Raw genomic sequence first — 20,652 nt, 5'->3', positions numbered from 1 at the left:
GGGCATAGGGAGCATTCTGGTGAGGCAATATGCTATCCGTTCGGGAGCATTCTTCGATGAGGCAATACGAATCTCACCTTGATTGCCGCTATGCAATCCGAAGTCAGCGATATGAATAAATCGAGCTTCGACAAGCCGATAATGCAGGACGTTTAGGTGCTCGCTCGCCAACGCGACCAAACGGCATCCGAAACAAAGGCCGGCAACGCAGTTGCGTCACCATTCGGCCCGACTAAAGGGGCTGTCAAAGCAATACGGTTTCTGGACTATCTTCTTCGTTGCAATGGGAGGGGTTTCGCTCGTGTTGCTCGACGCGAAAATGCGGGATTAGGTAGCAACTGCCACCCGACTCTCCGCCGATGAACACTTAGGATCGACGCGATCCTAAAGGAGTGGTTGCGTATGGGTCGATGTTGCGGAAGAGTAGAAGCGGAAGCGTGCCGAGATCGGCGCTGAGATCGATGATCTGCGGAAGCGGCTCTCAACGCTCGAACAGCAGAGAGCTGCCTTCGATGTCGTCATCCAGACGTATGAGCCAGGCTATGCCGCTGCCGCATCCCTCGGTGTTGTCCGGCGCCGAGGCGGCGAAGGTGCCGACGGAATCTCTGCGCTCTTCAAGGACTTCGACCGTCGGAGCTTCACCCTTCGCACGCTCCGGCAGGCTGGGCGGCCGATCACAACGGCGGAGTGCGCCTCAGCGTTTGCCGGTGAAATCGGATTGGAAGAGGACGATCCCCGTATGGGGAAGATCGGCAATCGCTTTTCCCAAGTACTGGACCAGCTCGCCAAGGCGAATAGAATTCGGCGCGCCGGGATGGCCGATGGTCATCGGCATTTCTGGGAAGTGGCTATTTAATAAGGCCCACATGGTTCTGGACTCCGACACTTTGAATGTCCTGCGGAACCATCAACTATTTAACGCCAGCCAGGTGCTGATTGCTCTGGGTCAGAATCTTGGTCGTCAGACACGTCTATCATGCGTTTACGACGCCGATCGGCAACGTTTTGCTTGGCTTCCAACCTTTCCAGAATGCCTTGGAGTTGATGCTCACGCACTCGTGCATCAAGACGTTCGTCTTCACGGTATTTCTGAAGGATTGAGACGGGCCTAAGTTGATCGCCGAACTCGCGTTCCGTTGTCTTACCAATATGCAAGTCACGGATAATGAACTCAAGTTCCCGAAGGGCAAAGAGCTCGTTTGACCGACGACTTATTTTCCAAATCTGATAGTTGATCTTCAATGTAGCATTCTAGGATCAACAAGCTCGCAACAGCCTGCCGCAACGAGTGATCGTTGCGGCGACCCAGCATATTGATGTTGCTCAGACGGCTCCTGACGCAGTCCAGGGGGTGCATCAATGTGATGGAAATGGCTTCCGGATTTTCAGCATCAGCAAAGGTGATTGAATTTTCGAGGAGGGACTTGTCCTCGACCCCTTTGATCTGGGCAAGGAAGTCCACCACTATGTCGCGCTTTCCAAGCTTGCCCGTTACGACAGCCGCATTCGGGGTGTGGTTGTCACCGGAGGGTATCTCCAGAAGGCCGTTTTCTTGGCTGTCTGCAAGCGCGCGCTCGGCTTCCCGGTTATGATAGAAATCGAGATCCTTGCTCGTTAGCTCGCCGAGGCCGTCGAGCTCCTCATCCATGCCATGATAAAGTTGGGCCCAGATGTTAACAGCTTGCCCGCCAACTATGACCGGATTGAATCGCTGAACAAATCCTAGAAGAGTTTGAACTTCTTCTGCTGTGAGATGCGGCTCGGCATCTTCGCCACCGTGGGCAATCATGTCCGGCTCTCTCTTAGGAGTGAGCCAAAGCTTTACCGCCGATAGCAACCATCTTGTAACGGTGAAGGGGAAGTGCAGCAAACGCCGAGTTCTCGCGGCGCAACTGAGAGGGGCTTACCGAACCATTATCGAGGCGCGCTTGATCAAGATCGCGGCTCTCTTGCTTTTCAAGAGCGCGTTTTTGCAAATCAAGATGGGCAACCCTGTAGCTCATACCGCTCATCCTAACCAAACTTTCTTTAGATTAATTCAACAGCCATTTCAATGGCGCAGATGGATCAAATCCATGGAACCTCGCTCATTCCAGCTAATATCAAGATAAGACGGTTGGAACCACATCTCAATTCGCCGGCCAATCGACCAAGAGTTCCTTCGCCGCCCTAAAGGCTATTCAGCCGGACTTAGTCCATCTTCCTAAATGAGTTCTGGAGGGTGGTTGCCCTGCGCCTGGCGTGAGGATAATCGCCGTGTCGACAACGGCCTGCTGCTCTGGGGAATGCTCCACAAGGCATTGTCGAGGCCGACGTCGAGAAACCTCTGCGGATACTGGCCGATACTTTGACTGGTACGCGGCCGAGATCGTCGTCAGGCGCTTGAAGTTCTGGTTCTCGGCACAGCGCCGATCGACCTTACGGTTCTCCGGCTTGATATGGCCGCCCGCGTACTTGCCATCGATGTGGATCTCGCCTTCCAGCATCATCCGGAAGCGCCTCGTCGAGATCGCCGAAGCCGACCTGCGTCCGCTGCTCGCATGCAAACTGCTGGGAGATCCGGCGTGCCAAGACAAGACGGCCTGGGTGCTGCTGATGAAGATGCGCGATCCTAACGCTCCGAGAGGAGACCCGCTCGGCCGCGGGCGCGAGCAGACCCTGACGCGCGTCATCCGGAGCGAGGATTCCAACGAGGCGTGGGAGATGGTTAGGAAACACGTCCGCAAGGGGTCTCGTCTGCACGCGGACGAGCATTTCAGCTACAACGATCGGAAAGGCTACCTCCGGCTGATAGCTCTGTTGCCGATCAATTCAGCCGCCGGCGCCGGGGGGCGCGTCATTCTCCATGAACTCCGGATACTGAACGACCTCGCTCTCGATCGTGTCGATCGACCTTTGCGGATGGTCATTGGCAACGTGGAATGTCGATCCACTTTCATCCATAACGTCGAACCGTTCTGGCGGAGACTTCGAGAACAGCTCCGATGCTTGTTGTGCAGCTGCTTGGGGCGTCTCGGCAACAACTGTCACGGACGTGCTGACCGTGTATTTCTGCTTCTGCATACCTGCGGCCCTCGCTCATTGTTCGGGGCGGGGCAAACCCTTAGAAGTCCCACCTCCGGCTGCGGTGCAAGAGATGGCTCGGAAATGAGCCACCGCACAACATCCCGTATAACGTTCATGAAGGCGCCCCGTTCCGCAACCTAACTGAAATCCTGCCATCGTTGCCCAGCCAGATAGCTCACAACGCCGTCTTCGATCTCCCTCAAAACCTCTTCATAGTAAGCAGTCCACTGCGCGGGAGCGTGTTTTTGAGAACGAATCCTATCTTGATGAGCGACGGCCCTCTCGTACGCCATAAAGAGCGCTCCAATCTGTTCGCCGGAAGCGTTTCGAAGTTGGTCTCGCAACGCCGGTAACCGCATCATCAACTTTTTGCGGCCGAGCTCTTTTTCTATTTCCTCGTCCCGGTTCACCATCTGCGGTCCAGAAAATTACAGGTCTTTCAGCAGCACCAGTCGATTACCACCTGGCAGATCAATCATACCCTCGTTCTTGAAAGCGTACAGCGCGGTTACGATGGCGTCCTGACTTATTCCTTGGTCGACGAGCGGCGGGCCGATCTCATAGAGACTAAGTGACACCCCTGGCTTGAGCTTTATATCTTTCAGCAGCTTGAGAAGCGCAGATTTTGCATCGATATCGGTCATCAATGAAGTCTGCTCCCGGCTTTATCTTTTGGCAAGTCCGTATGCTTCGTGTGGAGCTATAGGTAGAGGGGTTGATAGCGATCGGGCATAGAAATTATCTGCGTCTGAGTAGGATCGGAAACCCCATTGTCCTGCACCCAAAGTCTGGCTGCGGGATGAGTTGACATACCGAACTCAATATACTTGCTTAGAAAATAGATGGCGCGCCTGGTGGGGAAGTGACGACTTCCGAAACGACGAAACACATGCGCTCTTCCGGAAGAGGCTGTCACAAACACTCAGGATGCCATCATCGAGTGGATCTATGCTGCGCGCGCGAGGACTTAATGTCCAGCTCCGGGAAGCGCGCTGCGCGGGAGCTCGATGAGAAGGAGAGACTGACCAGGACTCTCAAATCGGTTGCGGAAGACGCGGGTCACACAGATAGCCGTATGAGAGAGCTCGAGCGGACTGTTCGGAAGATCGAAAACGCCGACGCTTGGTCGCGGTTCGCATATTTGACGGGGATGCCCGGAGCTCCTCACACGGACGGCAACAAGCTTCCTTTTTAGTCACACCGGTCAGTGCGGTGTCCCGGTCTCCACATGCTGGCAAACCCTTTCTTTAGCAGAATTTGCCCACTGAAATGGGAGCATCCTGAGAAGGAGCGGTGGCCGCTTCGCGGCGCAAGAAAACGTTCAGGTGGCTACCATACGCTCTGTTGATGGCGTGGTTGCTGACCTCCATTTTGGTCCTGGATCATTGCCAAGCGAACCGCTGCCCGATTGGCGCGCAGCGGAGGATTTGGCTGATCATTCCGAAGGAGACAGCTAGTCGCTGAAGAAAGAACTGCGGCTGAGAAGAGGATTGACAACCTGTTAGCAAGCCGATCCCTTGGTACAATAACCCAAGAAATTGTTCGTCGGTGCTCACTGTTCGGTGCCGCCGTTGATGTGCTGAAGTTCGCGTAGATCGCTCCTTGCGTCAAAGGAGACGAGGTTTGTCAACTGATGTGGAGAGCCGAGAGAGTTACAGGGACCTCAAGGCCCTCCACGTGCCGAGGAAGTGCTGTTTGGAGACTATCTCGGCGGGGAAGAACTCATCTCAGCGCTTTAGGTTCCAAGGCCTTGCGCGCGGGGCAGCTTTCATGCCGGTGAGAATGGTGGCGCTTGCTCGCTGTCAAAGCGCCGGCCGAGACGATCCTTCGGCTCTTAGAAAATCGACAAAGCTGCGCATGCCCGAACCGAGATGGCGGTGTCGAGGGTAGTAAAGGCAAAGGCCGGGGTAGGGGGGCGTCCATTCCTCCAGCACCTGCCGCAGTTTACCGTCGACGAGAGCATCGGCCGCCATCCACCGTGTCACGTAAGCAAGACCGATACCATCCAGTGCCGCTGCCAGTAGAAGTCTGGACTGGTCGACCACGAGATTGCCGGGCGTTGTGATGACGACGTCCTCGCCGCGGCGCCGGAACTCCCAGCGATAGATCGACCCGCCTGCCATGCGAAGCTGAACGCACTGGTGAAGCGAAAGATCGGACGGTGTCTTGATGGCGGGCGCTTCGTCGAGATAGGCGGGCGATGCCACGACGATGTGCTGCTGGTCGGGACCGATCGCGATCGCAACCATCTCGTCGGGGACAAGTTCGCCAGCCCTAATGCCGCAGTCGTATCCTCCTTCGGCGATATCGACCAGTCTCCCCTCGGAGCGGATTTCGAAACGCATGGTGGGCTGAAGCTTCATGAAGCGGGTCAGAAGTGGCATGAGGACCTGCTCGGCGGCATTGGCCTCGCAGTTGATCCGCACGAGCGCCGACAGTGAGGTCGCCTGCTCATGCAACTCCTCGACCGCGAGGCCAATTTCGCCAAGCGCAGGCATCAGTCGCTCCGCAAGTCTTCGCCCCGGATCCGTCAGCGATACGTTGCGGGTCGAACGATGGAAAAGCTTTACCTTCAGTCTTCTCTCTAGTCCGGCGACCGCGTGGCTCACTGCCGACGGCGTCTGGCCGAGCATTCGGGACGCGGCCCGAAATCCGCCGTGCTCGCACACGGCAAGAAAGGCCGCAAGTTCGCCGGGCGGAAGCGAGCTCACTGTTCGAATTATCTCATCATTGCGCAAAGCGTCAGCCATCTAGTTCACGAATGCCACGCGCTTATCTTCCGGGCAAGCCGAATGTTCGAAGGAGTAAGACCATGGCTTCATCCATCCCATTTGGGTTCTCGTCCACTGCCGCCGAGGTCTTGGAAGGCGTCGACCTTTCCGGACAAAATGTCATTGTGACGGGAGGCGCCGCGGGCATCGGATTTGAAACAAGCCGCGCTCTCGCTGCCGCAGGCGCGGCCGTGACGATCGCGGCCCGCCGTCCGCACGACGCCGAGAGAGCTGTCGCGAAGATGAGGCAAGCCATGCCCGCCGCTCGGCTGAGCGTTCGTCGCCTTGACCTCGCCGATCTTTCTTCCATCAGGGAGTTCACAGAAAGCTGGGACGATCCCCTGCACGTCCTCATCAACAACGCTGGCGTTATGGCCATTCCGGAGCTTCAAAGGAGTGGCAGGGGCAGGAGATGCAGTTCGCCACGAACTATCTGGGGCATTTCGCGCTCGCGCTCGGCCTGCGCCAGTATCTGGCCAGCGCGAACGGCGCCCGCATCGTTTCCGTCGCCTCGACCGGCAACTTGTTTGCGCCGGTGTTCTGGGATGATCCAGACTTCCGTTTCATTCCCTACGATCCGCTACTTGCCTATGGGCAATCGAAGACGGCCTGCATTTTGATGTCCTTGGGGATAACCAATAATTGGGCCAGCGATGGCATCACGTCGAACGCTCTCAACCCCGGAGCAATCGCAACCGGGCTTCAAAAGTACACTGGCGGCCTTCGAACGCCCGAGCATCTCCGCAAGACGATAGAGCAGGGAGCATCCACGTCGGTGCTACTCGCGGGCTCGCCGCTTGTGGGGGGAGTTTCCGGCAGATATTTCGACGATTGCCAGGAAGCTCCTGTCGTCGACAAGCGCGGAGCCGGGCCATTCAAGGGCGTGGCAAGGTACGCGGTGGATCCGCAGAACGCTTTCCGTCTTTGGGAAATGGGGACGCGGATGATCTCATCGCCGCTTTAGTTGGCGTATCCTGCCGGACCTTTGCGGGGGCCGGCAGGCTGCCTCCTTCACGAGTGTTGCGAGCCTGATTAAGCCTTTGCCGCCACCGGAAGACGGAACGGCGCTCCAAGTCGGTTGAAGGCGTTCATCGCGGCGATCGTGATCGTCAGATCGACGAGGTCCTTCGGGTCGAAAGCGGCAGCGGCAGCGGCATAGGCCTTGTCAGACGCATGGGTCTGGCTAACGTTCGTTACTTCCTCGGCCCAGGCAAGAGCGGCGCGTTCCTGGTCGCCGAACAGGTGAGGCACCTCGTCCCACACCGGAACCAGCGTGATCTTGTCGACGGACATTGTCTTGCGTAGATCGCGGCTGTGCAAGTCGATGCAATGGGCGCAGCCGTTCATCTGAGACACCCGCAAAAAGACGAGGTGGATCAGCTCTGCCGGCAGGTTCGTCTTGGCCGTGACATAGTGGTGGACAGCGAAGAGCGCCTTGGCGCCCTCGGGGGCGACTTCGGACCAGTTCATGCGGGACATGTCGTTTTCCTTTCGTAAGGACACGGCTTTCCGTTCGCCGGAGAAGCCGTCGTCGGATGATCTGTGTTTTAGCGGATATGTCTCGTAGGACGCTTTACGGCTTGCGCGGCGTCGTCAGGACGGTGTCATCGGTATCGACGACGAAGACGGCGAGTAGCTTCGCCGGTTCGGTCTTGCTGGCATTGGCGCTGACGTCGTGATGGTCTCCCGGCAGCTCGGTGAAGTTCTGACCGGCGGTAAAGGTTTTCGTCTCGCCACCGTTCACGGCACTCTGGATCGCGCCTTCTAGGACCGTGGCATAGATCAGCGCGGACTTTGCATGCGTATGGGCGGAGCTGTAGCCGCCTGGCCCGTATTCGACGAGGACGCCCTTGACGCTCTTGCCGGCAACGTCGGGCAAGGGATGCTCGTAGACGAGTGTCACCTTCGCATCTTTCGTGTCGTGTACGAGTTCGGGCCTTGTCACGTCGTGAGCGGACGCGGTGGCAAGGGACGCCGTGAGTGTTGCGGCCGCGTAGAGAATGGTCTTCATGATCGCGCTCCTCTCAAGCCTTCAGCCACTCAGCGATGGTGATCCGGCCCTTGATGTACTGCCCGCCAGGAACCAGTGAGTCTTTTGCGACAGATGCACCGAAGTAGTCGACTGCGGCGTCTGCGATCACCGGATTGCCGTCGCCCTTCGCAGCGAGATACGCTCGGATAAAGGATTCGAACGCTGCGCGCTCGGGTCCGGCAAGATCGACCGTTGCGTGCTTCGGTTCGCCGAGCGCGGCTTCCACCAGAGCAGAGGCGACGTCGCTGGCAGCGATCGGTTGGAAGTCGGTATCGGGCACCTTCACCACGCCGTCGGCCGCATAAGCGCCGGCCAGGGTTTCGATAAACTCGTGGAACTGCGTTGCTCGGACGATTGTATAGGCTTGACCCGAGGATACGACGGCCTCTTCCTGCGCCAGCTTTCCCGCCATGTAAGGATTGGCTGCGAGCTGGTCGGCATTGACGATCGAGAGCAAGACGTGATGGCGCACGCCTGCGGCCCGCTCGGCGCTCGTCAAGTTCCGGCTGGATGTCTCGAAGAAGTCGGTGATGGCTGCCTTGTCGAAGGACATCATGTTCGACACGTCGATGACGGCATCGGCGCCCGTAAGCGCGGCTTCCAGTCCTTCTCCCGTATAGGCGTTGATGCCATTGCGGGAGCTTGCGGCGACGGCCTCGTGGCCGGCGTCCTGCAACAGCTTCACTGCCTTCGAGCCGATCAGGCCCGTGCCGCCGATGACGACGACCTTCTTCAAATTAGTCATGGTGCTTTCTCCTATGACGAGGCGCGATTGCCCGTCTTGCGTTCGTGGAGTTCGAGGAAGGCGCATCCGCGGGCGGCGATACCACCGTCGTCGTCTGCGCCGAGATCCGCCAGAAGGTCCGCAACGGATACCTTGGCGAGTTCTGCGCGATATGCCTTCTCGGCCTTCAGCATCGCGGCGTTGATCTGGCAGGGCTTGGTGAAGTAGCGCTGCGGCAGAGGGTTCGGTCCCCGCTGGCGGATCTCTGCGCACCGGAACGCGGGCGCCGGTCCTTCAACCGCGAGGACGATGTCGAGGAGGCTGATGTCCTTGGGCGTTTTCGCAAGTCGGTAGCCGCCCTTGGGGCCGGGCGTCGTCGCAGCGATCCCGGCACCGGAAAGCGCTTGCAGGTGCTTCAAGAGGTAGCTCGTGGACACGCCATGCAATTGCGCCAGGGCTGCCGCCGAAAGCACGCCATCCTCTGACAAGCCCGCGAGGAATGCCACGCAGTGAATGGCCTGTTCCACGCCTTCGCTCAGCTTCATGTTGCGGCTCCTATCATGGATATAATTTATCCATGATTAAGATCGATGTCAATATAGGCCCGACAAAGCGGAAAATCGGAGTATGAGATCAGAAGACGGAGTTTCGGACGGACGATGCGCGGCCATCGTCGATAAGCTCACAATGAGCTGAACACACTGTGAGAGATGAATGAGTGCCCAACGACAACTTTCGGCGACGCCGGAAGGCATCGTACCCGCGCTTTACCCACGTCAATATGCTGGACGTCGAGACAATGTTCGGCTGCTACGACCCCGAAGGAGTGAGCGTTGACGCTCCCTTCGCTGCCGCCTCGGCCAGGTCGCTACGGCGGCGATCAGATCCGGGGGGCTGTCTGCGGAGCGGGGATCGTCGATCTCGGCCGTGCGGTCTGCGGTGGCCTTTCGCGTTTTATCATTGCGGACTTGCTTGCCTAAGCCAATCGACCCCATTCGCAATTCCACTCGACACCTTCAACAAGCTCGACATAGATTGGCTCATTGCTAGAGGCTCTATGAGAGGCCGCCAGCTTGAAGGCGGCCTCTGGCTCCATTTCTTCACCGGGAAAAATCGTATCATCCGCGTCTGTGTCGGCTATTTTGCGGACATACCCGCGGATCTGGTCGCCGGAATGATAAAACTTGATTACCAAGGATCCAGTGGGGACAAAGTTGCGGCGGTATCGTCGAAAGTCGTAGCGTACTTCTGTCGCGTCAGCGGCTCTATACCAGTGGGCTAGATCCTGGCCCTCGGGACGGCCCTCATCTTCCCAGATCTGATACGCGCGTTGTCGTGTCGTCTCCTCGTCGACAAGAGGTCTCTGTTGCTGCTCGACGACCTTAAGGACGACTTTGCCCGCTGCGCCAGATGAACATATGGGTCGCTTGTGTGCCTTCAGATGGGCAACCTGCGCTGCTCAACGGTCGGGCGAGCGATCTTCCGGTCGTAAGGCTTCGTCAGGCGTTGTCAGAAGCCTCACCTGGAGAGTTTCAGGTCGTGCTCCTGGATATTGAAGGTGACGTGATACTTCGGGCGGATGGTCCGGTGACGATAGAACAGCTTTCTGAGGTGGTGGGTCGCGTTTCCCCGGGTCCACTGAGACGGTCCTAGATCAATTTATCCCGCTGTAAACTTCCCGTTCAATCGCACGTGACGGGCGAGCTGGACGCGAGCCGGAACTCTACCAGGTCACGCTCGTTCGGCTGCCTTCTCGCGGCGGATGTTGCCGCCTATTGGTTCGCCTGTGCAGGGCTCGACGGCGTTCGGCGTTTCGATGTCTAACAAATAAGAGCGCGGCCATACGCCCGAAAGCGCCGCACCAACGATTTTTCATAAACACCTGCGACAGTGTCCGATGTGCGATCCGGCCCAATCTCTCTCTTACGACCGCAGACTATATCGTAACTGGTCACTATCCACGACAGCTGACCAATATTTAGATACAAAAATTGGTCAGTGAGGCGTTCAAGCTTCATGTAGTTATCTGAAGAGCGGTGGTCAGGCCCCTACGAGCGGGTCGTCGGCATGGAGGAGGCTCTGCCAGTGGATCCGGCTCTCCGCTCGATGTACGAGGAGCCGCTTTTCAGCACAGCGTCTGACCCTAGGCCCAAAAAGTCTCGACCGCCGAAACGGTGCGCTACGACGAGCTTGTCCACACGATCGGAAGCGCGAAAGCGAGGCAAGGCAGCGCTGGCGCCAGCTCCAAAAATCCGATCGCCGTCTCGGTTCCCTACCGGCGCGTAAACAGGATTATAGGGTTGAGCATTCCGCGTAGAGGAAGCGCCAGGCTGATTTGCGCTTCTGGCGGCCAGGCAGCGAGGCGGTCGCCGGCGCGAGCCGGATGCCGCCATTGCTTGCGACTCGTGGGGACGCAGGGAGTCGTTGATTCCTCTCGGATGCTGGCTTAGATCTGTTGAGGCGCCCGACGCGTCAGGCTCGCGCGGCGAGAGTCAGTGCCCGGGAGATCTCATGACCGAACGAAGACGTGTTGTCGCCGTCATTCCTTGCAACGACCTCGTTGCCAGCGAAGAATTCTACGGTTTGCTGGGATTTGCCAGACACCCAGAAGCGGTGGACTACGGAGACTACGTCATGCTTCACGACAATGGCGGCGCCGAGATCCATCTGACCAAGGCGGCGGAAGACTGGCTGGTCCCTCACAAAAGCCCATTCGGCATATACTTCTATGCCGACGACGTTGATGAGCTGGCGCGGCGCCTGGAAGGTCGGCTCCTTCATCCACCGAAGATGCAGCCTTGGGGAATGTACGAATTTGCAGTGTCCGATCCCGATGAACACCTCGTGCGCGTCGGACGAGGTGCCTGACAATCCGTTTGATCTGGGTCGACCAGCGCAGATGATCAGACGCTGCCGTTCCGCCGCATAGCTCGACCGCTTATAGGAGGAAAAGTCTCCCAATCGCTACCGGGAAGGCTTCCTTCGCCGCTTGAAAGGAGGCGGCGGGGACGACGGGTAGCAGCGTCGTCTAGGTGTGCACTTCGGCGGTGAACGGAGTTTCCAAATATGGGTATCAGCCCGCCTTGCTACAGCAGTTCCGGCCGGTTCTACGATGTCGTCGTGAAAGTCAGCCGTGAGCGGATGGGTCTAGGTTCATCGCCGCTAGCCGACAGCAAGTCCGAGATCGCACCTGCCGCTCCTTTTTAATGGCGGGAGGAGCGTTGCGCGAGGCTCAGGGCCACCCCTATCAAAACTTCGAACGGCGCCACTGGTTTCCTGATAATCTGCTCCTTGCGGAAACGCCTTGGCAGCACGTCCCTGTCGAATCCGGTGACAAAGAAGAAGGGAATGGCCCTGTCACGAAGGAGACCCGCCAACGGAAACACGTCCTCGGCGGCAAGCCTCACGTCAAGAATGGCGGCATCGAGCTCCGCCCTTTGCAAGGCCATGAAGGCGCCCTCAAGGTCGGGGTATGGGCCAACGATGTCGCCGCCTTGCCGTTCGATCGCCAACGCCATTGCCTGGGCTTGGTCGTAATCATCTTCGACGACAAGCACCCGTCTTCCAACTAGGTTTGAAAAACTCATAAGCGCGGTTCCATCTTGTCCGAAGAGGCCGGAGATCAATCTCCGACCTCTTGGACGGTTCAGTGCCAGTACATCCGTGGTCACCAAACCTGGCTTTCAACCTACCTTCGACTTCACCATATCGAGGTGGTCGATGTGTTCCTTGATCTGGCCGCGAGCCAGCTTGGTGACGCTAAGGTGCTCGCGGTTCTGGCCAACTTTAAGATAGTCTTCCTGGATCGCCAGCAGCTTCTTATGGCCGTCGAGCTGAGCGGTAACGAACGCTTTGTCGAACGCGGCGCCGCTGGTGACCTTCAGCTTCTCCAGCGCAGACTTGCTTTCCTCGTGGAGCATCGCCTCTACCTCGCTGTCGGACGGCCGCTGGAGAGCGCCTTGGGCTTTGCCCTCCATCTTTATAGACTTCAAGATGTAGGCGATGGTCTCCTGCTCGGCGACTTCCCATTTGGCGAATTCCTTTACCATCGGATCGGAAGCCTTTTCGGTGGCAACACGGCTCGTCGCCAACGAAAGCGATCCGACCTTCTTCGTGTCGTCCGCGTGTTTTTTCTCAGCGTCGCTGGGAGCCATAGACGCCTGAGCGAAGGTGGCGGTGGAAGAAAGAAGGGCAGGCAGAGCGGTCGCGGCGGCGACGGCAGTTAGCATTGCACGGCGGTTCATCCCTATCTCCAGGGTTCCTAAACGGCCCGATAACCTGGAGCAAGATCGAAAGTTCCCTAGCCGAGCGCGTGCTCGATGCGTTCGACATGATAAGCGTTGGTCGACGTGCCGTCCTCGATGGCCACGATCTCCGCTTCAGTCAGCCCGGTGGCAATCGCGAGATCCTCAAGGCTGTATGATCTCGCGATGCGAGCTTCGCGAAGACGAGAACTGAGCATCTTGCCGGCATCGTCCAAGGACGTTTCGATATTAATGTGATCCATACTTTACTCCGAGTGCTGCAAGGGTGGACTTGTTACTTCAGCGTTTGCAAATCTGTTCATTCTGAAGATGTGTTGGCGGCCGCAAGCCGCAGCTTGCGAAGGCGCTCGTTTTTCTCTTCACGAAGTCGGCGCTCTTCAACTGCGACGTCGACCGCAATCTTGTTCGTGTGTTCGAAGGCCGCCATGCGCTGTTGCACGGTCAGGGTCTTCCTGATCCTGCTTACCATGATATTGATCCTCTTAGGTTTCTTCATATATGGGAGGATTGGAAAGGTGTTTCAACGACTTGAGGCCGCGTGTCTACTAGCGTACAGCCGGTCGTCCTGCTTCCTGAAGCGCGTGCTCCCCATCAATGACGGTAATTCACCCCATCATCATTCGAGCTTGCGCAAGAGGCGTCCCTCGCGTCTGCGTGACTGCTTGCGCGTGGGGTGAGACCACCGCCTCCTCCTCGAGCGAACGCCGCCGAGCTGGTCGAAAATCTTCAGGATAACAGCCTTGAGGGCACCCTCCTCGTCGTTCATTGGAATAGGCCGAACTCGTCGCGCGCCTCCTTCTAAAACATTCGTCGTCATCACCCCGCAAAAGCCGGACATCGCGATGCTCGCGCGTGGGAGACCGTCGAGCCTTGGAAGAAGTAAGATGCGCAGCTGGTGGTGTTCGACGAACACGACGCCGAAGGTGAGCTCAACGACCGGTGTCGTTTCTACGCACGCCGATACAAACATCCGCGCCATAAGGTACGCTATTGAGGTCGCTGGCACTGCGGGCATTTCTTCGGGATCGTGGTTCGACATCGGGCGGTTTATGGTGGAAGTGTTGCAGCGGCGAGAGTGGCAGCACCCGCTGAAAAGCGCGGTGAGACGAACTGAGTTCTCAGTCAATCGGCACGGTTGCCAGCAGCTTGCCGTTGTTGTCCATGATTTCGAAGAGTTTTCGGCCAGAGCCGCCGCCCTGCGAAGGGGCCCGTTGCAGCTGCGCGCAGAGGAGGGCCTCCGCGATTGCGTCTCCGATATCGGGAAGCAGAACGCCATCTCGATCAATCAGCAAATTGCCGTTCTTGCGGATATTGAAGTGAAAACGTTGGAGGCGAGAAGGTTTGGGCATCGCCTAACCGCCAGATTCCCTAACCGCTTTCACGTCAACTTCGGCAGCCTCGTGTCGCAATTCGCGCAAGGTCGAGGCGACCAGCCCAAGGAACATGGCTGCGATCAGGGCGGTCAGGATCGTAAGAAGGGCAAACATCCGATTTCTCCAGCGTGTATCAAGAAAATGACGGGTCGATGGAAAAGTTCCGCATCTGTGAGGCGTCAAGTGCTTGTCGGGAGTGTCGTCGTCTGTCGATGTGGCGCGTCGAAATAAAAGGCTCGGTTGCCGTACACGGTTCATGGCATCAACCGGAAGCATCCCGGTCGTCTCCCAATCGGCCTCGCGGTCTTCGGCCGAGTCTCGTCAGACCTCGGTTCGGTGTCGTGTATTGCGAGAGGTTGAAGGCCTTAGCTTTGATTCCTTTGGCCTCTTCCTTGGTATCGGGGCAGGCCCACAATGTCGCTGACCACAATCTACAGCTTGTCCTTATCCAACACCAACGGCAATAGATCAGCAAAACACCTTGCAGTCACAAAGGCGAGCGTCCCAGCCTTAGCCGGTGACTTCACGAAGAGCTTCGCTTTGCGGATATCGAGCCGGCAGCCCCTTAGTGCGTTATTGTCGTAAATGCCATCGACGACCAATATCGTCGGAACGCCGTCGATACCGCAACCCGCCCCCGGCCGCCAGCGTTTTACATCGGAAAGCCCGATGTCGGTCGCGAAAAGCGTGAGGATGAGTAAGGCCGCGTTCATGAGACAAGTCGTTTCTTAGCATCGCCAGCTGAGTGGTCGCTGAGAAACTGATCGCAAGCCGGCGGACTACAGCGTCCATGACGGCTCCGAAAGCAGGACGAAGGTGGAGTGCTCGTCGACCTCGTTTCCGATGCTGACCACAAACGAGCGCAGGCCGGCTCCTAAATCTGCAGACAGAACTCGATTTTCGAGGGGGCAGAGGCATCCGAGCCAAAGACGTAGCCGATGCCATCTTTTTTTGCAGAGTGTCTTTTGAGGGTCGGTACCCTCTAGAGAGCCACCAGAAAGCTCGCGCCCACACTGTTTGAATACTTCGAAGACGAGCGTCACCCGCGGCAATTCGATTTTACCGCCAAAAACGAAACCATGCTCTTTGAGTAAATACCCCCCGAGCGAAAAGGCGGAGCAGGCAGGCGACAGGAAGAGCGTGAGTTCGATCCACGCTGTCCCCCTGTGTTATCCACAACCCACGCTGAAGACGCCATGGACCTGGACGCCTTCAGGGAGCGAGGGCCTCCTGCTTGGTTTCAATGAATGCTTCCCGCCCGGCATGATGTCAGGCCATCGTCGTGGAACCATTATCGGAAGTTGCACCTGGGGCTTTTAACGATGCTTCGTCTGCATCCGGAACTCGGCCGTCGGGTGTGAGGTCGTCGACGGCCTTCGGGAGATCGCGGCTGAGCCGATCGACGATCTCCTCATGCGACATCCCTGTCTTGGCGGCGAGCTCGTTCAGGATATCGGGGCCAAGGGCCTCGGAGAGTTGGCCGCTATCGATTTCCGTGTTCGGTCCAGGTTTGATCCACGATTCAGCTTTGTCCGCGTGGCCGTTCTGCTGGAAGGTTTTCAGGAGGTCACCCAGACCGCCGCTAAGGATGCCGCCAGTCGTCAGGCCACCGAGAAGATCGCCGAAGCCGCCGGGTCCGCTAAAAAGACCGCCGAGCCCGCCGGCCTGTTGGCCCTGGCTTTCGCTCTGGGGCGCTCGCGAACCGTTATCAGGGTGGTTCTGGATACCGCGGAGGAATTCCGCAATCTTGTCGCGGTTCTGATAGCCAGCAACGGCGATCACGCCCAACAGGGCTTTCAATGGTCCACTCATCATCTTGTATCTCCTTCATTAACAGGCGACTATTGTCACTCGATCTGGTCGCCACGCCGAACAACAAGCCGACCAGTAAGCTGACGAACCGGACGCTCGTTAAATCTAATCGAGCAGGTCGGCGGGAACCTTCCCGCCATTTTCTGCGAGCTTTTTCATCAACGCCTTGTGCAGGAACATGTTCATCTTGGCGCTGTCGTGGGCGTCGCCGGAATAGCCGAGTTCGTGGGCGAGTTCCTTGCGCTCTTCGAGGCTGGCGTCCATTCCAAGAGCCTTCATCAGGTCGACGATCGAATGACGCCAGTCCAGCTTCTGGCCGGACTTCCGGACCGCAGCGTCGAGGACGGGCTCTATGTCGACCGAAGGTCGCGGCGTTGTGTCGGCCTGCTGCGGCGAGCGCTCCTGCGATGGTGCGGGCGAAGCCATCTGCTTTGCGGACGCAGACGTGTTCCCCGCCGTGGCGGCGGGCGCGGGCGCCGAGGAGGCGGGCCGAACCTGCGGGGCAGGTGAGGTATCAGTCGTCCCGCCTGTCGACGGCTGCGGAACGGAGGCGGCGTGCGCCCCGCCGAAGATGGCGTGCTTGATACGGTCGAAAATGCTCATTGTCTGTCCCTTCGTCGTAGCAGGGAGCCGGATGGCTCCCGGTTCTGGCTAAGTTCAACGCGCGATGTACGTGTCGTCGTCGCGGCCGACGTGCGTCGTGCCAACCGAACCGCCAACCCATGCGGCAACAGCGCCGACAGCGAGAGCAATGAACGCCAGGATTGCGCCCGCCGAGAAGGCTGTGGCCGCGGTCTTGGCCGCTTCAGTTGCCTGCTCCTTCGCCTTGGCGACCGCGTCCTTGTACTGCTGTTCGTATTGTGCGACCTGCTGCTTGGCCTGGTCGACCGGAATACTTTGCGCCTTGGCGATGGCGTCAGCTGCGCGGTTGCGCGCTTCTTCCGCCTTCGCCTGATCGCCGGTTACGGCGGCGCGCACGGAAGCGACCGCGGCGTCGCGGAGCGCGGCGGGGTCGTTGCCACCGGAAGCATCACGGATGTTCTGCTCGATACCCGCCATCGGATCACTTGCAGTAGCCAGCGCCGGCGCAGCGGTCGTCGCCGCCGTCGCTACACTCGAACCTGCAGCGGAAACAATACCGCCGAGCCCGGAAAAGACACCGCCGACGAGCGCGCCGACCGATGTCGTCAGGAGATAAACGACAACCAGCGTGGTGACGGCCCAGGTGGTGAGGCCGTGAAGCGCGCCGGTCGAGCCGACCGGACGGCCGCAAAGACGGCTTGCAACATATCCTCCGACGAAAGAGGCAATGAGACCGGAGACAACAAACCACACAGCGGTGCTGACGGAGAGGGTGGCGGCGCTCGGATTGTCGTTGGTGCCAGGATCGATGACTGCAGCGCCGATGCCAGCACCGAGCAAGTTTAGAAGCAGCTGAACCACGAGGGCAACGGCGACGCCGGCAAAAATCGCTCCCCACGAGGCCTTGGTCAGCGCGATATAGGGATTGGCGTCGCGGGTGTGGACATGCGCGATTGTTGGAACGGGTTCGGTCATGAGTTTACCTCCATCACGGAACTGTGAGTGGCACTAAAACCTTCGAGGAAGCCTTTTGTTCCAACGTGCTGATCTCCTTTGAAAATCAGCCCAGAAAAAGTCCGCTGGAACCGCCAGGATCGTGTAGTCAAACAACGGCGATCATTGCCCTTAAAAGCTCCGAGCCGTTTTTCCGGCAGGGCTGAACGCTGCTTGGATGCGGGAGTTTCGTCGAGCGCTCGGTTGTAATCCGTTGCAACCGAGACGTCGCAGGCAAGTCGCGTTCTATAGAATGGCTTTGGTGCAGATTACGGCATGTAGTGCAAATTCTGCAGGTCAACAACGAGCCGCTTCTACTGCTCGCTATTGACCTTGCAGAGGGTGCAGGTTTTGCGCCTTTGGAAGCGGGAGACGATAACGAGGCGGTCGTCTTACCCGAAACGCGACGTGCATCCACGTCGTCCTTACCGACATCGCTCCGCTCGGCTGGTGCAGGTGTTCTTTCGACCGCTAAAGAGCTTGCAACAAGCCAAATCGCCTTTGCTGAGGACGTCGCATTGCGCGCCGTAAGCCTTATCTCCACCGTTTATCATCGGCATCCGCGAAAGGCACTTCAGCCGACCCTTCAATGACAGACACGGGTGCGCTGCAACCTTCCGCCGCCTTCTATGTTCTTGTGATTGCAGACGATAGCAGGAGTAATTTTAGGTGACGCTTCACAGTGGAATTGACAATGAACCGAACTTGCAACGCTACGCGAGCATTCGGTTCGCGACCAAAGAAGACATGAACATCCTCGGTCGGTTTGGGGCTGATCTTATGCAGCTTCATCACGACTGGGACAGCTCGCGCTTCATCTCGCCAGGCCCCTACACCCCCAGCATGTATGCGAACCACCTCTGCAGCCAGCTCGGCAAGTCGGACGTGATGGTTCTTGTGGCGGAGGTGGAGGGTACTGCGGTTGGATACGCCTATGCGGGCGTCGAAGGGCACGACTACATGGCTTTGCGCGGTCCGGCGGGCGTGATACACGACGTCTTCGTCGACGCCGGTCAGCGGCGAAAGGGCGTTGGGCGCATGCTTCTCGCTGCAGCGGTAAGAACGCTTGGGGCGATGGGTGCGACCCAGGTGGTTTTGTCGACGGCACATCGCAATGGCGCCGCGCAGCGATTGTTCGCATCACAAGGCTTCGAGCCAACGATGATCGAGATGACGAAGCAGCTCACACGGTAGTTGACAAGGTCACAGCAGATAGTCAGGCGCCTCGGATGAGGTAGGACGATCTGCGTTGTACAATGAAAGAGTGCCTTTCGCAGATGAGTTCCGGAAGGGGGTTCGTGCCCATAACACGTTACAAACGACCTGACATCAGGCACTTTTAGCCAGGAGCTGATTCAAGACGCCAGAAATTATTAGTCGTTCGAAGTGTGCCTGTCCCGAAACTGCTCTATCTGCTCCGGTTCTTTCTCGTCGAGCTTGGTGATCTCGTTGCGGGCCTCGCCATGCGCGTGAAGGAGTTCGTCGAGCTTGGCATGGATCGCCTGCGTGTCGCGATGCTCGGCCCGCTGGATAAACAGGGTCATACACCATGTGGCGAGCGTGGCAAACCCGTGCCATTCCGAGGACTGTGAGCCAAGAAAGCCACCGCATTCGCATCTCTCTTCGTTGTTCGTAAATAAGACTTTCCACTGCGATCCGGTTCTCGCTGGAGACGCTCGCTAACATTTGGCTAGGCCCTACACTCATAAACGGGGTTCACACGCGGGCATGGCTTTGATTCAATGAGGCTTTGATTTGGAGGCCTCAGATGACCCGTCGCCGGTTCGACCTGACTGATTTCGAATGGAGCATTATCCAACCGCTTCTTCCTAACAAGCCTCGCGGCGTCCCGCGAGTTGACGACCGGCGCGTAATCAACGGCATCTTGTGGCGATTTCGGACCGGCTCGCCCTGGGCGGATGTTCCTGAGCGCTATGGCCCCTACACAACCTGCTACAATCGTTTTGTCCGTTGGAGAAAGGCTGGTGTCTGGGACCATGTTCTGGAGGAGGTCTCAAGGGCCTTCGACGGCGATATTGTCATGATCGACAGTTCCTGTGTCCGCGTTCATCAACATGCGGCCACGGGAAAAAGGGGGATCAAGACGATGGCTGCATGGGACGTTCCCGCGGCGGCTTGACGACGAAAATCCATGCTCTTGTCGATGCAGATGGCCGTCCAATTGGCATCGACCTGACCCCAGGACAAGTGCACGACAGCAGGGCCGCCGAGCCAATGCTGAAGGATATCGGAAAGGGTGCCATACTTTTGGCAGACAGGGCTTATGATACAAACGCCCTTCGAACCTTGGCAAAAACAAAACGGGCGTGGGCCAATATTCCAGCAAAGCGAAACCGCAAGGAGAGCTTTCCGTTCAGCTCATGGGTCTATAGGCAGCGAAACCTCGTCGAGCGATTCTTCAACAAGCTCAAGCAGTTCAGAGGGATTGCCACTCGATATGACAAGGACCCTCAAAACTTCCTAGCAGCCGTAAAACTACTCGCCACCCGCATCTGGATCAGGTCGTTATGAGTCTACGCCCTAAAAGAAAGCCCTCCCAGGCTACCGGGAGGGCTTTCTATCGCCGCATGGGAGGGAGGCGGCTGAACGACGGGTAGCATGGTCGTCGGCCTGCAAACCTGTGCGACAAACCGAAGTTCCCGGCGATACCAGAAATTCATCCGTTGCGTACTCCTTGTTAAGCGGCCCCTTCATAGAATCTGTTGATCTGGCGCCCGTGTTGCGCACGCGTGCTACACACCTGCGACTTTCCGATAAGGGTGAACACTTCGAACATCGAGAGGCGGCGCGCGGGATCGTGCGAAAGTCGCCGCTGGCCAGCACTCCGCACTCCGCTGCAAGGCTTAAAGGACGAACCTATCGCCACGTGTGGCAACAACGGTACGCCGCACCGTCCGGTAGCGTACCGTATCAATCAGGCCGTTCGTGCGTTTACGAGAAAAGCGCAATGATGGCGGATGTCGAGACCAAAGATCAGAAAGCTGAGGCCGTCGCATGAGCGCCAAAGGCACGA

General features: G+C 58.1%; 27 protein-coding genes and 3 pseudogenes. 4 read left to right on the top strand and 26 right to left on the bottom strand.

The window, feature by feature from the left end; translation table 11 throughout:
• Positions 1 to 694: 694 nt before the first annotated feature.
• From ACIQUB_RS30815 to ACIQUB_RS30780, 8 genes are all read right to left on the bottom strand, one after another.
• Positions 695 to 886, bottom strand: coding sequence for a hypothetical protein (locus ACIQUB_RS30815; protein WP_402935617.1), 192 nt, complete (start codon positions 884 to 886; stop codon positions 695 to 697).
• Between the two features lie 285 nt (positions 887 to 1,171).
• Positions 1,172 to 1,789, bottom strand: coding sequence for a hypothetical protein (locus tag ACIQUB_RS30810; protein WP_402935614.1), 618 nt, complete (start codon positions 1,787 to 1,789; stop codon positions 1,172 to 1,174).
• A 13-nt stretch (positions 1,790 to 1,802) separates the two neighbouring features.
• Entirely contained in the window at positions 1,803 to 2,003 is a 201-nt protein-coding gene (locus tag ACIQUB_RS30805) for a hypothetical protein (RefSeq protein WP_402935611.1), read from the bottom strand.
• 177 nt (positions 2,004 to 2,180) lie between these two features.
• Positions 2,181 to 2,489, bottom strand: a complete 309-nt coding sequence (locus ACIQUB_RS30800; protein ID WP_402935608.1) for a hypothetical protein — start codon at positions 2,487 to 2,489, stop codon at positions 2,181 to 2,183.
• A 322-nt stretch (positions 2,490 to 2,811) separates the two neighbouring features.
• Entirely contained in the window at positions 2,812 to 3,063 is a 252-nt protein-coding gene (locus ACIQUB_RS30795) for a hypothetical protein (RefSeq protein WP_402935605.1), read from the bottom strand.
• A 140-nt stretch (positions 3,064 to 3,203) separates the two neighbouring features.
• A complete protein-coding gene (locus ACIQUB_RS30790) occupies positions 3,204 to 3,479 on the bottom strand; it encodes a hypothetical protein (protein ID WP_402935602.1) in 276 nt (91 codons plus the stop codon).
• Positions 3,480 to 3,494: 15 nt separating this feature from the next.
• Positions 3,495 to 3,710: a hypothetical protein gene (locus tag ACIQUB_RS30785; protein WP_402935599.1), complete on the bottom strand. Its 216-nt coding sequence runs from the start codon at positions 3,708 to 3,710 to the stop codon at positions 3,495 to 3,497.
• 1,158 nt (positions 3,711 to 4,868) lie between these two features.
• The gene (locus ACIQUB_RS30780; protein ID WP_402935596.1) at positions 4,869 to 5,816 is read right to left on the bottom strand and encodes a LysR family transcriptional regulator; all 948 of its coding nucleotides are present in this window, start codon (positions 5,814 to 5,816) and stop codon (positions 4,869 to 4,871) included.
• 62 nt (positions 5,817 to 5,878) lie between these two features.
• Here ACIQUB_RS30780 and ACIQUB_RS30775 point away from each other — a divergent pair.
• Positions 5,879 to 6,801: pseudogene (locus ACIQUB_RS30775) on the top strand (SDR family NAD(P)-dependent oxidoreductase).
• Between the two features lie 68 nt (positions 6,802 to 6,869).
• On the opposite strand, the gene ACIQUB_RS30770 reads toward ACIQUB_RS30775, so the two are convergent.
• The 6 genes and pseudogenes from ACIQUB_RS30770 to ACIQUB_RS30745 all read right to left on the bottom strand — a co-directional run.
• Positions 6,870 to 7,316, bottom strand: a complete 447-nt coding sequence (locus ACIQUB_RS30770; protein ID WP_402935593.1) for a carboxymuconolactone decarboxylase family protein — start codon at positions 7,314 to 7,316, stop codon at positions 6,870 to 6,872.
• Between the two features lie 94 nt (positions 7,317 to 7,410).
• On the bottom strand, positions 7,411 to 7,848 hold the full coding sequence (locus ACIQUB_RS30765) for a cupin domain-containing protein (protein WP_402935590.1): 438 nt from the start codon (positions 7,846 to 7,848) through the stop codon (positions 7,411 to 7,413).
• A gap of 13 nt (positions 7,849 to 7,861) precedes the next feature.
• Positions 7,862 to 8,614 (bottom strand): SDR family oxidoreductase, encoded by a 753-nt coding sequence (locus ACIQUB_RS30760; protein ID WP_402935587.1) that lies wholly within the window; start codon positions 8,612 to 8,614, stop codon positions 7,862 to 7,864.
• An 11-nt stretch (positions 8,615 to 8,625) separates the two neighbouring features.
• The gene (locus ACIQUB_RS30755) at positions 8,626 to 9,138 is read right to left on the bottom strand and encodes an RrF2 family transcriptional regulator (RefSeq protein WP_402935584.1); all 513 of its coding nucleotides are present in this window, start codon (positions 9,136 to 9,138) and stop codon (positions 8,626 to 8,628) included.
• A gap of 431 nt (positions 9,139 to 9,569) precedes the next feature.
• Complete coding sequence (locus ACIQUB_RS30750; protein ID WP_402935582.1) at positions 9,570 to 9,788, bottom strand: hypothetical protein; 219 nt, start codon at positions 9,786 to 9,788, stop codon at positions 9,570 to 9,572.
• 78 nt (positions 9,789 to 9,866) lie between these two features.
• Positions 9,867 to 10,013: pseudogene (locus ACIQUB_RS30745) on the bottom strand (DUF2934 domain-containing protein); the annotation flags it as partial.
• Between the two features lie 1,091 nt (positions 10,014 to 11,104).
• Here ACIQUB_RS30745 and ACIQUB_RS30740 point away from each other — a divergent pair.
• Positions 11,105 to 11,461, top strand: a complete 357-nt coding sequence (locus tag ACIQUB_RS30740; RefSeq protein WP_113237828.1) for a VOC family protein — start codon at positions 11,105 to 11,107, stop codon at positions 11,459 to 11,461.
• A 335-nt stretch (positions 11,462 to 11,796) separates the two neighbouring features.
• Here the strand turns inward: ACIQUB_RS30740 and ACIQUB_RS30735 are convergent, their stop codons facing one another.
• From ACIQUB_RS30735 to ACIQUB_RS30685, 11 genes are all read right to left on the bottom strand, one after another.
• Positions 11,797 to 12,180, bottom strand: a complete 384-nt coding sequence (locus tag ACIQUB_RS30735) for a response regulator (protein WP_402935578.1) — start codon at positions 12,178 to 12,180, stop codon at positions 11,797 to 11,799.
• 96 nt (positions 12,181 to 12,276) lie between these two features.
• Complete coding sequence (locus ACIQUB_RS30730; protein ID WP_402935575.1) at positions 12,277 to 12,837, bottom strand: DUF4142 domain-containing protein; 561 nt, start codon at positions 12,835 to 12,837, stop codon at positions 12,277 to 12,279.
• A gap of 56 nt (positions 12,838 to 12,893) precedes the next feature.
• Positions 12,894 to 13,100 (bottom strand): multiprotein-bridging factor 1 family protein, encoded by a 207-nt coding sequence (locus ACIQUB_RS30725; protein ID WP_402935572.1) that lies wholly within the window; start codon positions 13,098 to 13,100, stop codon positions 12,894 to 12,896.
• A 56-nt stretch (positions 13,101 to 13,156) separates the two neighbouring features.
• Positions 13,157 to 13,327: a hypothetical protein gene (locus tag ACIQUB_RS30720; RefSeq protein ID WP_402935569.1), complete on the bottom strand. Its 171-nt coding sequence runs from the start codon at positions 13,325 to 13,327 to the stop codon at positions 13,157 to 13,159.
• A gap of 147 nt (positions 13,328 to 13,474) precedes the next feature.
• Positions 13,475 to 13,897, bottom strand: a complete 423-nt coding sequence (locus tag ACIQUB_RS30715) for a hypothetical protein (protein WP_402935566.1) — start codon at positions 13,895 to 13,897, stop codon at positions 13,475 to 13,477.
• A 79-nt stretch (positions 13,898 to 13,976) separates the two neighbouring features.
• Entirely contained in the window at positions 13,977 to 14,207 is a 231-nt protein-coding gene (locus ACIQUB_RS30710) for a DUF6894 family protein (protein WP_113237832.1), read from the bottom strand.
• A gap of 3 nt (positions 14,208 to 14,210) precedes the next feature.
• Positions 14,211 to 14,345, bottom strand: coding sequence for a hypothetical protein (locus ACIQUB_RS30705; RefSeq protein ID WP_402935563.1), 135 nt, complete (start codon positions 14,343 to 14,345; stop codon positions 14,211 to 14,213).
• Positions 14,346 to 14,662: 317 nt separating this feature from the next.
• Positions 14,663 to 14,944 (bottom strand): hypothetical protein, encoded by a 282-nt coding sequence (locus ACIQUB_RS30700; RefSeq protein WP_402935560.1) that lies wholly within the window; start codon positions 14,942 to 14,944, stop codon positions 14,663 to 14,665.
• A 556-nt stretch (positions 14,945 to 15,500) separates the two neighbouring features.
• Entirely contained in the window at positions 15,501 to 16,046 is a 546-nt protein-coding gene (locus tag ACIQUB_RS30695; protein WP_402935557.1) for a YidB family protein, read from the bottom strand.
• Positions 16,047 to 16,148: 102 nt separating this feature from the next.
• A complete protein-coding gene (locus ACIQUB_RS30690; RefSeq protein WP_402935554.1) occupies positions 16,149 to 16,646 on the bottom strand; it encodes a DUF3597 domain-containing protein in 498 nt (165 codons plus the stop codon).
• A gap of 54 nt (positions 16,647 to 16,700) precedes the next feature.
• Positions 16,701 to 17,600, bottom strand: a complete 900-nt coding sequence (locus tag ACIQUB_RS30685; RefSeq protein ID WP_402935551.1) for a PhnA-like protein — start codon at positions 17,598 to 17,600, stop codon at positions 16,701 to 16,703.
• A gap of 687 nt (positions 17,601 to 18,287) precedes the next feature.
• Here ACIQUB_RS30685 and ACIQUB_RS30680 point away from each other — a divergent pair.
• Complete coding sequence (locus tag ACIQUB_RS30680; RefSeq protein ID WP_402935549.1) at positions 18,288 to 18,812, top strand: GNAT family N-acetyltransferase; 525 nt, start codon at positions 18,288 to 18,290, stop codon at positions 18,810 to 18,812.
• Between the two features lie 179 nt (positions 18,813 to 18,991).
• On the opposite strand, the pseudogene ACIQUB_RS30675 reads toward ACIQUB_RS30680, so the two are convergent.
• Positions 18,992 to 19,168, bottom strand: a pseudogene (locus ACIQUB_RS30675) (low affinity iron permease family protein); the annotation flags it as partial.
• Positions 19,169 to 19,386: 218 nt separating this feature from the next.
• Here ACIQUB_RS30675 and ACIQUB_RS30670 point away from each other — a divergent pair.
• Positions 19,387 to 20,150, top strand: a protein-coding gene (locus ACIQUB_RS30670) for an IS5 family transposase (RefSeq protein ID WP_283193646.1) whose coding sequence is annotated in 2 segments (ribosomal slippage) — positions 19,387 to 19,702 and positions 19,702 to 20,150 — 765 coding nt in all. Because the reading frame shifts where the segments join, the coding sequence is not laid out codon by codon here.
• The last annotated feature ends 502 nt before the right edge of the window (positions 20,151 to 20,652 follow it).

The organism is Rhizobium sp. NPDC090275 (genome assembly GCF_044772225.1).
Classification (GTDB): Bacteria; Pseudomonadota; Alphaproteobacteria; order Rhizobiales; family Rhizobiaceae; genus Rhizobium.
Note: the sequence above shows the minus strand (reverse complement) of the source record. Positions and strands in the feature narration are given on the sequence as shown.

Excerpts from the sequence above, each read along its gene's own strand:
- ACIQUB_RS30810 (WP_402935614.1), bottom strand. The coding sequence starts at position 1,789 with ATGATTGCCCACGGTGGCGAAGATGCCGAGCCGCATCTCACAGCAGAA.
- ACIQUB_RS30805 (WP_402935611.1), bottom strand. The coding sequence starts at position 2,003 with ATGAGCTACAGGGTTGCCCATCTTGATTTGCAAAAACGCGCTCTTGAA.
- ACIQUB_RS30800 (WP_402935608.1), bottom strand. The coding sequence starts at position 2,489 with ATGATGCTGGAAGGCGAGATCCACATCGATGGCAAGTACGCGGGCGGC.
- ACIQUB_RS30795 (WP_402935605.1), bottom strand. The coding sequence starts at position 3,063 with ATGCAGAAGCAGAAATACACGGTCAGCACGTCCGTGACAGTTGTTGCC.
- ACIQUB_RS30790 (WP_402935602.1), bottom strand. The coding sequence starts at position 3,479 with ATGGTGAACCGGGACGAGGAAATAGAAAAAGAGCTCGGCCGCAAAAAG.
- ACIQUB_RS30785 (WP_402935599.1), bottom strand. The coding sequence starts at position 3,710 with ATGACCGATATCGATGCAAAATCTGCGCTTCTCAAGCTGCTGAAAGAT.
- ACIQUB_RS30780 (WP_402935596.1), bottom strand. The coding sequence starts at position 5,816 with ATGGCTGACGCTTTGCGCAATGATGAGATAATTCGAACAGTGAGCTCG.
- ACIQUB_RS30770 (WP_402935593.1), bottom strand. The coding sequence starts at position 7,316 with ATGTCCCGCATGAACTGGTCCGAAGTCGCCCCCGAGGGCGCCAAGGCG.
- ACIQUB_RS30765 (WP_402935590.1), bottom strand. The coding sequence starts at position 7,848 with ATGAAGACCATTCTCTACGCGGCCGCAACACTCACGGCGTCCCTTGCC.
- ACIQUB_RS30760 (WP_402935587.1), bottom strand. The coding sequence starts at position 8,614 with ATGACTAATTTGAAGAAGGTCGTCGTCATCGGCGGCACGGGCCTGATC.
- ACIQUB_RS30755 (WP_402935584.1), bottom strand. The coding sequence starts at position 9,138 with ATGAAGCTGAGCGAAGGCGTGGAACAGGCCATTCACTGCGTGGCATTC.
- ACIQUB_RS30740 (WP_113237828.1), top strand. The coding sequence starts at position 11,105 with ATGACCGAACGAAGACGTGTTGTCGCCGTCATTCCTTGCAACGACCTC.
- ACIQUB_RS30735 (WP_402935578.1), bottom strand. The coding sequence starts at position 12,180 with ATGAGTTTTTCAAACCTAGTTGGAAGACGGGTGCTTGTCGTCGAAGAT.
- ACIQUB_RS30730 (WP_402935575.1), bottom strand. The coding sequence starts at position 12,837 with ATGAACCGCCGTGCAATGCTAACTGCCGTCGCCGCCGCGACCGCTCTG.
- ACIQUB_RS30725 (WP_402935572.1), bottom strand. The coding sequence starts at position 13,100 with ATGGATCACATTAATATCGAAACGTCCTTGGACGATGCCGGCAAGATG.
- ACIQUB_RS30720 (WP_402935569.1), bottom strand. The coding sequence starts at position 13,327 with ATGGTAAGCAGGATCAGGAAGACCCTGACCGTGCAACAGCGCATGGCG.
- ACIQUB_RS30715 (WP_402935566.1), bottom strand. The coding sequence starts at position 13,897 with ATGTCGAACCACGATCCCGAAGAAATGCCCGCAGTGCCAGCGACCTCA.
- ACIQUB_RS30710 (WP_113237832.1), bottom strand. The coding sequence starts at position 14,207 with ATGCCCAAACCTTCTCGCCTCCAACGTTTTCACTTCAATATCCGCAAG.
- ACIQUB_RS30705 (WP_402935563.1), bottom strand. The coding sequence starts at position 14,345 with ATGTTTGCCCTTCTTACGATCCTGACCGCCCTGATCGCAGCCATGTTC.
- ACIQUB_RS30700 (WP_402935560.1), bottom strand. The coding sequence starts at position 14,944 with ATGAACGCGGCCTTACTCATCCTCACGCTTTTCGCGACCGACATCGGG.
- ACIQUB_RS30695 (WP_402935557.1), bottom strand. The coding sequence starts at position 16,046 with ATGATGAGTGGACCATTGAAAGCCCTGTTGGGCGTGATCGCCGTTGCT.
- ACIQUB_RS30690 (WP_402935554.1), bottom strand. The coding sequence starts at position 16,646 with ATGAGCATTTTCGACCGTATCAAGCACGCCATCTTCGGCGGGGCGCAC.
- ACIQUB_RS30685 (WP_402935551.1), bottom strand. The coding sequence starts at position 17,600 with ATGACCGAACCCGTTCCAACAATCGCGCATGTCCACACCCGCGACGCC.